The sequence below is a fragment of the Streptomyces sp. NPDC039430 genome, assembly GCF_055639435.1.
Genome location: NZ_JBVKAK010000006.1, coordinates 148,349 through 159,828, shown reverse-complemented (window position 1 = coordinate 159,828; position 11,480 = coordinate 148,349). Strand labels below are relative to the sequence as shown.

Genomic DNA, 11,480 nt, shown 5'->3' with positions numbered 1-11,480 from the left:
GCGCGCCCGCCCGGGAACCGGCACGGACCCGCCCCGTACCGGACGTACCGCACGCGTGCGGCGCGTACCGGTCCGCGCATCGGGGACGTGCCGTCCGTCCCCGTACGGCGGACGCGGCGTCCGTACCGGCTCCCGGTCCGCCGGCGTCAGCCTTCCAGCGCCGCCGAGACGACGCTCCTGGCCTCCTCCTGCACCCGGCCGAGGTGGTCGGGCCCCTGGAAGGACTCGGCGTAGATCTTGTAGACGTCCTCGGTGCCCGAGGGGCGCGCGGCGAACCAGGCGTTCTCCGTCGTCACCTTGATGCCGCCGATGGGCGCGCCATTGCCGGGCGCCTCGGTGAGCACCGCCGTGACCCGCTCCCCGGCGAGGGTGTCGGCCGTGACCTGCTCGGGCGAGAGCCGGGCCAGGACCGCCTTCTCCGCCGGGGTGGCCGGGGCGTCGATACGGGCGTAGGCGGGCTCGCCGAAGCGGCCGGTCAGCGTCGCGTAGTGCTCGGAGGGCGTCCTGCCGGTGACCGCGAGGATCTCGGAGGCCAGGAGGGCCAGGATGATGCCGTCCTTGTCGGTGGTCCACACCGAGCCGTCGCGGCGCAGGAAGGACGCCCCGGCCGACTCCTCGCCGCCGAAGCCGAGCGAGCCGCCGATCAGCCCGTCCACGAACCACTTGAAACCGACGGGCACTTCGACCAGCTGACGGCCGAGGTCCGCGGCGACCCGGTCGATCATCCCGGACGAGACGAGCGTCTTGCCGATGCCCGCCCCCGCGGGCCACCGCTCACGGTGCGCGTAGAGATAGGCGATGGCGGCGGCGAGATAGTGATTGGGGTTCATCAGCCCGGCGTCCGGGGTGACGATGCCGTGCCGGTCGGAGTCGGCGTCATTGCCGGTGGCGATCTGGTACGCGTCGCGCCGGTCGATCAGCGAGGCCATGGCGTACGGCGACGAGCAGTCCATCCGGATCCTGCCGTCCCAGTCCAGCGTCATGAACCGCCAGGTGGGGTCGGTCAGCGGATTGACCACGGTCAGATCGAGCCGGTGCTCCTCGGCGATCCGGCCCCAGTACGCCACCGACGCGCCGCCCAGCGGGTCCGCGCCGATGCGTACGCCCGCGGCACGCACCGCGTCCAGATCGAGCACGGCCGGCAGATCCGCCACATACGTGCCGAGGAAGTCGTAGCGCCCGGTGGTGGGCGCGGCCAGCGCGCGCGCATAGGGCAGTCGCCGTACGTCCTTCAGACCGCCCGCGATGATCTCGTTGGCCCGGTCCTGGATCCAGTTGGTCGCGTCGGAGCCGGCCGGGCCGCCGTTGGGCGGGTTGTACTTGAACCCGCCGTCGGCGGGCGGGTTGTGGGACGGCGTGACGACCACACCGTCCGCCGGACCGGAGGAACGGCCGCGGTTATGGGTGAGGATGGCGTGCGACACGGCGGGCGTGGGGGTGTAGCCGTCGGCGGAGTCGATCAGCACGGTCACGTCGTTCGCGGCGAACACCTCGACGGCGGTCACCCGGGCCGGCTCGGAGAGCGCGTGGGTGTCGGCGCCGAGGAAGAGCGGCCCGTCGGTGTCCTGCCGGGCCCGGTACTCACAGATCGCCTGGCTGGTCGCCGCGATGTGGTCCTCGTTGAACGCGGTGGCCAGCGACGACCCGCGGTGCCCGGAGGTCCCGAACGCCACGCGCTGGCCCGGTTCCCGCGGGTCGGGACGCAGCGCGTAGTACGCGGTGACCAGCCGGGCGACATCGATCAGATCCTCCGGCCGCGCCTGCTGTCCCGCTCGTTCGTGTGCCATCTGCGCACTCCTCCATCTGGGTTGTGACGATCCGCTCGTAGGTTCATCTTCCCGGGTGGCCGCCATGCCAGACGGACGCCCCGCCGCACGCCCGCCCGGTGCGGCCGGGACGACCCGAGTTCCCGGGCGCCACAGGGCTGTTCGATACGATGGCGAACGGCGGCCGCCGCACGTTCCCCGGATCCTCTCCGGCGTCGTACCCACACCGTCGAAGGGGTCGAGGATGGCTACCATCAGGGACGTCGCCCGCCGGGCCGGGGTCGCGCCGAGCACCGTCTCGTATGTCTTCAACGGCTCCCGCAGCATCTCCGAGGAGACGCGCCGGCGGGTGCGGGAGGCCGTGGACGCCCTCGGCTACCACCCCCGGGCCAGCGCGCGGACGCTGCGCAGCAGCCGTACGCAGGTGCTGGCCCTGGCGCTGCCCCGCGCGGCAGGGCTCCAGGACTCCGTGGACGGCCGGTTCGCCATCGACGTCAGCGACGCCGCCAACGCACTCGGCTACGACCTCCTGTTGAGCACGTCCCAGGACAAGGCCGGCGGGCTGCGCAGGGTGGCGCTCAGCGGTCTCGCAGACGCCGCGGTGCTGATGGCCGTCGACATGGAGGACGCGCGGATCGACGTCGTACGGGAACTGGCCTTCCCCGCGGCGCTCATCGGGCGGCCCGCCGACGAGGACGCCCTCCCGTGGACCGATCTGGACTGGGAGGAGGCGGCGGCCCTCGCGGTGGGTGAGCTGGCCGCGGCGGGCCACCGCGAGCTGGTGTACCTGGCGCCCGGCGAACCGGAGGTCAGGGCCCGGCGCAGTTACGCGCTACGAGGGATCGCGGGCGCCCGCCGGGGCGCGCGTACCACCGGCGCCGCCGTCACGGTCGTCCATTCGCTCAACGACCCGGGCAGACTGGCCCATCGGCTCGGCGCGCTGCTCGGGGACCGCGCGGACCGGGGAGCAGGGAAGCGGCCGACCGCGCTGATCGTGCAGCATCCCTCGGCGCACCACCACATCCTGACGTCCATGAACGCGGCCGGTCTCCGGGTGCCCGAGGACCTCACCGTCGTGCTGATCGGCACCCTGCCCGGCGATCCGTCGAGCCACCGGCTGCCCCGGATCGAGCTGCCCGTCGAGACGCTCGCCACCGAGGTCACCCGGCTCGCCGTGGCCGCCGCGACGGCGTTGCGCGAGGCCACCGAACGGGGCGCGGAGGCCAGTACGCGGCTGCTCGCCGCGTCCGTGGGCCAGCTGCTGATACGTCCGGTCCTGCTGCCGGGCACGGACCCCCTCGGCTCGCCCAGGCATCGGGACCAGTAGCCCGCTGAGCGTCCGGGACGCGGGTCGGCGATACGGCTACCAGTCCAGCGTGACCGGCACGAACGGAGCGTCCTCCGGTGCCGCCTTGCGGGCCTCCAGGGCGGTCCTGGCGGGGGCTCCCACCGGTACGCGCAGCGGGGGATCGGGCTGTTCGATCGTGTCGGCGACCGCGGCGGCCACTTCCTCGGGGGTGATGGTCTCGAAGACGGACGTGCCGCGCAGAGGGCCGAACTGTTCGAACAGAGGCGTGTAGGGGTCGTTCTCCCCGAAGAAGGACTTGGCGCGCCCGGCCCCGCCGGAGGAGACGGAGCCCGGCTGGAGGATGCTCACCTTGACGCCGAAGTGGCCCGCCTCGACGGCCAGCGTCTCGGCGAACGCCTCCAGCGCCCACTTACTGGCGGCGTAGGGCCCGATGATCGGCACGACGAGCCGGCCCTGGACGCTGGAGACGAAGACCAGCCGGCCCGCGCCTCGTTCGCGCATGGCGGGCAGCACGCCCTGCACCAGCCGCAGGGGGCCGAAGGTGTTGAGCTGGAAGAGGGCTTCCACCTCGGAGACGGGCACGTTCTCCAGGGGCGCGCGGATCGTCGCGCCGGCGTTGCTGACGAGCACGTCGATCTCCCCGGAGTCACGGAGGGCCTCGTCGACACTCTTCTGATCGGTGACGTCGAGGCGCAGACGCCGGTCGACGGGGAGATCGTCGAGGTCTTCCGGCCGGCGGGCAGTGGCGACGACCCTGTGGCCGCGCGCGGCGAGCTCGGTCGCGATGGCCCGGCCGATGCCCCTGGAGGCGCCGGTGATGAGAACGGACGTCATGTCGGTCTCCTGTCTGGGTGGCGCGGCGGAAGCGGTGGCGCCCGGCGCGGCCGATCGCCCGGCTTCCGTGGAGTGCGGGGTGACGAGAGCCGCTGCCGCGGACACCCCCCGCCACGTTAGTTCGATTTTCGAATCTACTGTCACGCGTTACAGTACCAGAGTGAGTCAGAAATTCGAATCGACGAAGCCGGTGGCGCCGCGCGACTGTCCCATCGCCGACGCGCTCAGAGTCGTCGGGGAGCGCTGGAGCCTGCTCGTTGTCCGGGAGCTGGCTTTCGGCGTCCACAGGTTCAAGGAGATCCAGGCCAATACCGGCGCCCCGCGGGAGACCCTCGCACTGCGGCTGCGCGGGCTTGAGGAGGTGGGGATCATCGAACGCCGCCGGTACTGCGACCGCCCGCCGCGGGACGAGTACCTGCTCACCGGCGTCGGCCGGGACCTCTTCCCCGTCCTCACCGAACTGCGCGTATGGGGTGAGCGCCACGCGACCCCCGCGCGCGCGTCCACCCGCGAGGGACTGGACGGCTGAACGGCACCGGGGCCGGACCCCGGTGAAACACGGCAGACAGGGCGCGGCCGGCCGCACGGTCCCGTAGTTGACGGGGCGTCACCTCAGCGGTCGCGCGGCCGGCGGCGCCCTTGTCGCCTTTTCGGCGAGCGCCTAGCATCGCCGCATCGGACCATCGAATCGATTCGACCGCGCGACGCGGCCCACCTCCGCCGCACACCTCGCCCCCGCCGCACCTCCCGCCGCCCGGACCCAAGAGCCCGCCGCCCGGACCCAAGAGCAAGAGCAGGAGCAGGATCACTGATGAAGTTCACCGACGGTCACTGGCAGCTGCGCGCCGGTGTCACCGCCCACTACGCGGTCTCCGTGGCCGACGCCGTGGTCGCCGACGACCGGTTCACGCTCTACGCGCCCGTCACCCGGGTCACCCACCGCGGCGACACACTCAACGGCCCGCTCCTGACCGTCGAGTGCTGGTCCCCCGCGGAGGGTGTGATCGGCGTCCGCTGCACCCACCACGGCGGAGGGGGCGGACGGCGCCCGGAGTTCGCGCTCGCGTCCGGGCAGGACGGCCCGCCGGCCAAGGTCGTCAGAGAGGGCTCGGCGATCGAGCTCGTCTCCGGTGAACTCTCCCTGCGGACCGACACCGCCGCGCCCTGGCAGCTAAAGTTCACCGCCGGCGGGGAGGTCCTGACCTCGATCGGCCGACGCGGCACCGGTTTCGCGACCGACGCCGAGGACCGGCACTTCATGCTCGCGCAGCTGTCGCTGGGCGTCGGCGAGGGCGTGTACGGGCTCGGTGAGCGGTTCACCCCGTTCACCAGGAACGGCCAGAGCGCCGACATGTGGCAGGCGGACGGCGGCACCAGCAGCGAGCAGGCGTACAAGAACGTCCCGTTCCATCTCAGCGACCGCGGCTACGGCGTCTTCGTCAACCACCCCGGCCGGGTGTCGTACGAGCTGGGCTCGGAGGCCGTCGGACAGGTCCAGTTCAGCGTCGAGGACCAGACCCTGGAGTTCTTCGTCGTCCACGGCCCGGCTCCCCGGGACGTCCTCGCCCGCTACACCGCGCTCACCGGCCGTCCCGCGCTGCCCCCGGCCTGGTCGTTCGGCCTGTGGCTGTCCACCTCCTTCACCACCTCGTACGACGAGGCGACGGTGCACCGCTTCGTCCGGGGGATGGCCGACTCCGGGATCCCGCTCAGCGTCTTCCACTTCGACTGCTTCTGGATGCGCGAGTACCAGTGGAGCGACTTCGTCTGGGACCCGGAGGTCTTCCCCGATCCCGAGGGGATGCTCGCCCGCCTCAAGGAACGCGGACTGCGCGTCTGCGTCTGGATCAATCCCTATATCGCCCAGAAGTCCCCGCTGTTCGCGGAGGGGATGGCCGGGAACCATCTGCTGAAGAGGCCCGACGGCTCCGTCTGGCAGTGGGACAACTGGCAGCCCGGCATGGCGCTGGCCGACTTCACGAGTCCGGCCGCCCGCGACTGGTACGCGGGGAAGCTGCGGCTCCTGCTCGGCCAGGGGGTGGACTGCTTCAAGACCGACTTCGGCGAACGCGTCCCCACCGATGTGGTGTGGTACGACGGCGCGGATCCGGAGCGTATGCACAACTACTACACACAGCTGTACAACGAGACCGTCTTCGGGCTGCTGCGCGAAGAGCGCGGCGAGGGCGAGGCCGTCGTCTTCGCGCGCTCCGCGACCGCGGGCGGACAGCGGCTGCCGGTGCACTGGGGCGGCGACTGCGAGTCGACCTTCGAGGCGATGGCCGAGTCGCTGCGCGGGGGACTGTCGCTGGGGCTGTCCGGCTTCGGCTTCTGGAGCCATGACATCGGCGGGTTCGAGGGCACCCCGACGCCCGCGCTCTTCAAGCGCTGGGTGCAGTTCGGACTGCTGTCCTCGCACAGCCGGCTGCACGGCAGCAAGTCGTACCGGGTGCCGTGGGACTACGGCGAGGAGGCCGTCGCCGTCACCCGCGCCTTCACCCGGCTCAAGCACCGGCTGATGCCCTACCTGTACCGTGCCGCGGTCCAGGCCAGGGACACCGGTACGCCGGTGATGCGCGCCATGCTGCTGGAATTCCCCGACGACCCCGCCTGCCGCGCGCTGGACCGGCAGTACATGCTCGGCGACGATCTGCTCGTGGCACCGGTCTTCACCGAGGACGGCACGGTCGAGTACTACGTACCGGCGGGCACATGGACCCACGTCCTCACCGGCGCGCGGGTGACGGGCCCCGGCTGGCGGCGCGAGACGCATGGCTTCGACACCCTGCCGCTGCTGGCGAGGCCCGGCGCGGTGATTCCGTTGGGCGCGGTGGACGAGGGGCCGGAGTACGCGTGGGCGGACGGCGTGACGCTGTGCGTGTACGCGGCGATGGACGGACCGGGCGCGGGGAGCGGACCAGGTGTGGCGGACGGACCTCGCCCTGTGGTGGGCGGACCGGGTCTGGTGGGCGGTACGTCGGAGACCGTCACCGCCGTCCCCACCCAAGACGGCTCCGGCGACGCGGCGGTCTTCACCGTCCGGCGCTCCGGCGCCGAGGTCGTCGTCGAGACGGAGAGCGAGCTGCCCTGGAACGTACTGCTCGTGGGGGCCGCCGCCTCCGGCGACGCGGTCCCCGATCCGCTCGGCGCGCGCCATCACTGCCCGGCGGGCACCCGCCGGCTGGCGGTCCGGTACCAGCCCGGGTGAGTCCCGGGGCGGGCCGCGCGCCGGGAACCGGGCGCGGCCGGCGCGACGCGGGGCGGTGCCACCGGCCATGAGCCGGCGACACCGCCCCCGACGGGCCCCGCCCGGTACGTTCAGCGGGGCCTGTCCGTGTCTGCGTCAGCAACTGAGATTGCCGCCTGTGCCCACTCCGAGAATCTGAGTGAAGCTCGTGTAGTTGTTGATACGGCTCTGCACCTGGCCGGGGTTTCCGCCATTGCATTCGATACTGCCGTTGATGCTGCGAATGGTCTCGCCGAATCCGGCGCCATTCACCATCGCGTTGTGCGGCGTCATGGTTCCGGGACCGCTCTGGGTGTTCCAGTACCAGAGCCCGGTCTTCCACGCCACGGCCGAGTCGTTCTGTACGAGATCCGGGTTGTTCAGCAGATCGATGCCGAGCGCGTCACCCGCGGCCTTGTAGTTGAAGTTCCAGCTGAGCTGAATCGGTCCGCGCCCGTAGTACTTGTCGTTTCCGGCCGGGCAGCCATAGGGCTGCGACGCGTCGCAATAGTGCGGATAATTCGCGGTGTTCTGCTCCACGATATGGACCAGGCCACCGGTCTCGTGGCTGACATTCGCCAGGAACGCCGCGGCTTCCTGCTTCCGCACGGTGTCGCTTCCCGTACCGGCGAAGCCCGGATAGGCGCTCAGCGCGGCGGTCAGACCGCTGTACGTGTAGAACGGATTCCGGTTCGGGAACATCTGGTTGAACTGGCCCTCGCTGACGACGAAATCGGCCGCCGCCCGCTGGGTCTGGGCCGGCTGCGCCACGGAGGAGGGCGCGAGGGAGAGCAGGGAGAGCGCGGCGGCCGCGGCCGTCGCGGTGAGCAGCCCGATGAGGCGCTGACGCATGAGTGACTCACTCTCTGATCCGGCCGCCGAACGCGTGGCGGCCCATGCGTATGTGGTGGGGGGTGGTGGGACGGTCGGCGGACACGGGCGAGCCCCGAGTGGGGTGTCAGGGGCTCGCCCGGGGTACGGGGAGCTTCGCTCAGCCGCCGACGTTCACATCGATGCAGGCGTAGAAGGCGTTCGTGGTGTCGGCGACATTCCAGACCGCCAGTACCTTCTGCTTCCCGGACAGGCCGCCGAAGTTCACCTGATGCGTCACGGTCGCGCCGGGCTGCGCGCCATTGTCGTTGAACTCGGCTATCTTCTGCCCGCTCGCGAAGTACTGCCAGGTGCTGGTGGAATGACGCGCGGTCAGCTTCCACTGGAACGACGTGCTGTTGCCGACGGGAGTGACGGTCCAGCCCTTGGAGTCGTCGTCGAGATCGGAGAACCGCGAGTTCCCGCCGCTGCAACTGGTGAGCCCCTTGGGCCCTTCCACGCTCTGCGGCTCATACTTGATGTCACCGCAGCTGACGGTTCCCGCGGCGCACTGCGCCTGCCGGCTCGGCGGCGTGGAGATATATCCATGGGCGCTCGCGGAACTCGCGGGAAGGCTCACGGCGAGAACCGGAGCGACGACGGCTCCGAGTACGGCGGCCAGTTTCCTTTTCGTGTGCATGGGGTCTCCTTCACTTCAGGTCTTCCCGCACGGCCACCGGGTTCGTGGGGGAATCCGGAAACGGCGGGCCGGCCTCTCGAGTGTGGGGCCAAGAGGCGCGAAGGGCGGTGGTGGATTCCGTCCGCGGACACGGTGCGATTGACGTTGCATCCGGAAAGGTCTCGACCACTTGGACTAGACCATACAGGTCGACGTGCCCCCGTCAAGAGGGTTGCGAGAAAGGTCAGTTGAGGCGGCTGGGAGGCGGGGCGCGCCGGGCAAAAGCCAAGAACGGTGATATTTCTGACGAGACGTATAAAATGCCTGCATTTGCCAGGTTTCGCCGATGTTCACGCCCTCTGGGGGGACGCATGACTTCGCAGAGCGGTACGGAAGTGAAGGACCCCGGACGACGGATCAGAGCCGGCCGGCTACGGCGGCTGGGGGAGTGGTGCGCCCGGCACTTCATCACCGTCATCGCGCTCTGGCTCATCGCGCTCGGCGGGCTGTACGGACTCAACAGCGCGTTCGGCGGCACCTACTCCGACAACTTCTCGCTTCCCGGTACGCAGTCGGACGACGGCGCGCGGGTGCTCGGCCGGCATGTCCCGGGGGCGGGCGGCATCGGCGCCCAGGTGGTGCTGTACGACGCGCGGCGCCCGCTGAGCGGTGTCCGGAGCCCGATCGACCAGGCGGTCGGCTCGCTCAGGACGCTCCCGCACGTCCTGTCCGTCACGAGCCCGCTGTCCTCGGGGCCCGCCGCGCCGCCCGCCGGGGCGCTGGCTCCCGACGGCAGGACCGGCTACATCGGCATCCAGTTCAACGCCAACCCCACCTCGTTCGGGAGCGCGTACCTCCGCGGGGTCGACGCGGCGGTCGAGCCGCTCCGTGCCGCCGGTGTGCAGGTCGAGTACGGGGGGCTGCTCGGTGAACTGGCCCGGCCCGTCCCCGCCGATCTGACCAGCGAGGCCATCGGATTCGCGGTGGCGGTGATCGTCCTGCTGATCGGCTTCGGCAGTATCCTCGCCGCCGCGATTCCGCTGGTCACCGCGCTGGTCGGGGTCATCGTCGGGGTGAGCTGCCTGGGCCTGATCGCCGCGGCCACCACCTTCGCGAGCGTCTCGCCGACCCTGGCCACCATGATCGGTCTGGGCGTCGGGATCGACTACGCGCTGTTTCTGATCACCCGTCACCGGCAGCGGCTCATGGACGGGGCCGACCCGGTGGCGGCGGCCGGCCGGGCGGTCTCCACCAGCGGCCGTGCCGTCATCGTCTCGGGCTGCACCGTCATCGTCGCTCTCGCCGGGCTGTATGTGTCGCAGGTCAGCTTCATCGGAAAGCTGGGCGTCGCCGCAGCCGTCACCGTCGTCACGGCCGTCGTCGGCGCCATCACGCTGGTGCCCGCCCTCCTCGGACTCGCCGGGCGCCGAATCGACCGCTACTGGGTCCGCCGGCCGGTCGCGGAGGGCGAACCGGCACCGGCCCCGGACGGCGTGAAGCACGAGGAGCGCGGGGACCACGAGGAACGCGTGAAGCACGAGGAGGGCGGGGGGCGCGGGGAGCGCGGGGAGCACGAGGGACGGACGAAGAGCGCGGGACGCTCGGAGCCGGCCGGCGGGGAGGCGCACGACGGCTGGCACCGGTACGCGCGGCGGGTGGAACGCCGCCCCTGGTGGTTCCTGCTCGCCGGACTGGTGGCGGTGGGCGTGCTCGCGATCCCGCTGTTCTCCATCCGCCTCGGACACATCGACGACGGCGCCGACCCCACCGGCTTCACCGACCGGCGCGCCTACGACCTGATCACGGCGGGCTTCGGACCGGGCGCCAACGGGCCGTTCATCCTCGTCGTCGACCAGAGCGCGGTGCCGGCGGCCGAGCGCCCCGCGCTGGCGTCCCGGCTCGGCAAGGCACTCACCGATGTCCCGGACGCGGCCAGTATCACCCCTCTCCAGCCCAGCGCCGACGGTCAGTTGCTGACAGCCACGGCCATCCCCAGCGGCTCGCCGCAGTCGGCCGGGACCACCACGCTCTTCCACCACCTCAAGAGCGACGTCTTGCCGGGGGCCGTGTCGGGCACCGGCGCCACGACGTATGTGACGGGCACGACCGCGGCCATGGAGGACTTCCTCGATCTCATCACCGCCCGGCTCCCGCTCATCATCGGCGTCGTCGTCGCCCTGGCGTTCCTCATCATCCTGATCGTGTTCCGCGGCCTGCTGGTGGCTCTCAAGGCCGCCGTGCTCAATCTCCTGTCGATCGCCGCGTCGTACGGTGTGGTGGTCGCCGTCTTCCAATGGGGCTGGGGCGGGCCCTCGTTGGGCATCTCGGGGACGGTGCCGATCGAGAGCTATGTGCCGATGATGATGTTCGCCATCGTCTTCGGGCTGAGCATGGACTACGAGGTGTTCCTGCTCGCGCGCGTCCAGGAGTCATGGCTGCGTACCCATGAGAGCAGGGGAAGTGTGGCGCTCGGTCTGGAGATCACGGCGCGGGTGATCAGCTGCGCCGCGCTCATCATGGTCAGCGTCTTCGCCGCGTTCATCCTGAGCGACAACATCGTCGTGAAGATGCTGGGGCTCGGTCTGGCGGTGAGCGTCCTCATCGACGCCACGATCGTCCGGCTGCTGCTCGTGCCCGCGGTGATGACGCTGCTCGGCAGCAGCGCCTGGTGGCTGCCCCGGTGGCTGGACCGGATCCTGCCCCGGCTGGACAGGGAGGGCGAGGAGGCGACGCCGTACCGCCGGAGTGTGTCCGGCGGGCGTCCGGGGGCCGGAGTCCAGGGCCCGCCGCATTGACCCGCGCGCGCTCATCGGCCCGCCTGGCTCAACTACCCGCCGGGCTCATTGACCCGCCTGG

The 11,480-nt window shown here is 71.1% G+C and carries 8 protein-coding genes; 4 read left to right on the top strand and 4 right to left on the bottom strand.

The window, feature by feature from the left end; all coding sequences use genetic code 11:
• Positions 1 to 146 precede the first annotated feature (146 nt).
• Positions 147 to 1,787 (bottom strand): phosphoglucomutase (alpha-D-glucose-1,6-bisphosphate-dependent), encoded by a 1,641-nt coding sequence (pgm, locus tag ACZ7LS_RS17330; RefSeq protein WP_385136202.1) that lies wholly within the window; start codon positions 1,785 to 1,787, stop codon positions 147 to 149.
• 223 nt (positions 1,788 to 2,010) lie between these two features.
• Here pgm and ACZ7LS_RS17325 point away from each other — a divergent pair, with 223 nt between their 5' ends.
• On the top strand, positions 2,011 to 3,093 hold the full coding sequence (locus tag ACZ7LS_RS17325) for a LacI family DNA-binding transcriptional regulator (RefSeq protein ID WP_382516000.1): 1,083 nt from the start codon (positions 2,011 to 2,013) through the stop codon (positions 3,091 to 3,093).
• A 36-nt stretch (positions 3,094 to 3,129) separates the two neighbouring features.
• Here ACZ7LS_RS17325 and ACZ7LS_RS17320 read toward each other — a convergent pair whose 3' ends face one another.
• Positions 3,130 to 3,909: an SDR family oxidoreductase gene (locus ACZ7LS_RS17320; protein ID WP_382516002.1), complete on the bottom strand. Its 780-nt coding sequence runs from the start codon at positions 3,907 to 3,909 to the stop codon at positions 3,130 to 3,132.
• A gap of 160 nt (positions 3,910 to 4,069) precedes the next feature.
• On the opposite strand from ACZ7LS_RS17320, the gene ACZ7LS_RS17315 reads away from it, so the two are divergent.
• The gene (locus ACZ7LS_RS17315) at positions 4,070 to 4,438 is read left to right on the top strand and encodes a winged helix-turn-helix transcriptional regulator (protein WP_382665193.1); all 369 of its coding nucleotides are present in this window, start codon (positions 4,070 to 4,072) and stop codon (positions 4,436 to 4,438) included.
• 282 nt (positions 4,439 to 4,720) lie between these two features.
• Positions 4,721 to 7,117 (top strand): alpha-xylosidase, encoded by a 2,397-nt coding sequence (gene yicI / locus ACZ7LS_RS17310; protein WP_385136198.1) that lies wholly within the window; start codon positions 4,721 to 4,723, stop codon positions 7,115 to 7,117.
• A 135-nt stretch (positions 7,118 to 7,252) separates the two neighbouring features.
• On the opposite strand, the gene ACZ7LS_RS17305 is transcribed toward yicI, so the two are convergent.
• Both ACZ7LS_RS17305 and ACZ7LS_RS17300 read right to left on the bottom strand, forming a co-directional pair.
• Complete coding sequence (locus ACZ7LS_RS17305) at positions 7,253 to 7,987, bottom strand: chitinase (RefSeq protein WP_382516010.1); 735 nt, start codon at positions 7,985 to 7,987, stop codon at positions 7,253 to 7,255.
• Between the two features lie 139 nt (positions 7,988 to 8,126).
• A complete protein-coding gene (locus ACZ7LS_RS17300) occupies positions 8,127 to 8,645 on the bottom strand; it encodes a lytic polysaccharide monooxygenase auxiliary activity family 9 protein (RefSeq protein ID WP_385136195.1) in 519 nt (172 codons plus the stop codon).
• A gap of 350 nt (positions 8,646 to 8,995) precedes the next feature.
• On the opposite strand from ACZ7LS_RS17300, the gene ACZ7LS_RS17295 reads away from it, so the two are divergent.
• Positions 8,996 to 11,419 carry an MMPL family transporter gene (locus ACZ7LS_RS17295; protein ID WP_385136192.1) on the top strand — a complete coding sequence of 808 codons (2,424 nt, stop codon included), beginning with the start codon at positions 8,996 to 8,998 and terminating at the stop codon, positions 11,417 to 11,419.
• Positions 11,420 to 11,480: the final 61 nt, after the last annotated feature.

What these genes read in the sequence shown, in the direction of transcription:
- yicI (WP_385136198.1), top strand. Translation starts at nt 4,721, where the DNA reads ATGAAGTTCACCGACGGTCACTGGCAGCTGCGCGCCGGTGTCACCGCC.
- ACZ7LS_RS17300 (WP_385136195.1), bottom strand. Translation starts at nt 8,645, where the DNA reads ATGCACACGAAAAGGAAACTGGCCGCCGTACTCGGAGCCGTCGTCGCT.
- ACZ7LS_RS17295 (WP_385136192.1), top strand. Translation starts at nt 8,996, where the DNA reads ATGACTTCGCAGAGCGGTACGGAAGTGAAGGACCCCGGACGACGGATC.
- ACZ7LS_RS17305 (WP_382516010.1), bottom strand. Translation starts at nt 7,987, where the DNA reads ATGCGTCAGCGCCTCATCGGGCTGCTCACCGCGACGGCCGCGGCCGCC.
- pgm (WP_385136202.1), bottom strand. Translation starts at nt 1,787, where the DNA reads ATGGCACACGAACGAGCGGGACAGCAGGCGCGGCCGGAGGATCTGATC.
- ACZ7LS_RS17325 (WP_382516000.1), top strand. Translation starts at nt 2,011, where the DNA reads ATGGCTACCATCAGGGACGTCGCCCGCCGGGCCGGGGTCGCGCCGAGC.
- ACZ7LS_RS17320 (WP_382516002.1), bottom strand. Translation starts at nt 3,909, where the DNA reads ATGACGTCCGTTCTCATCACCGGCGCCTCCAGGGGCATCGGCCGGGCC.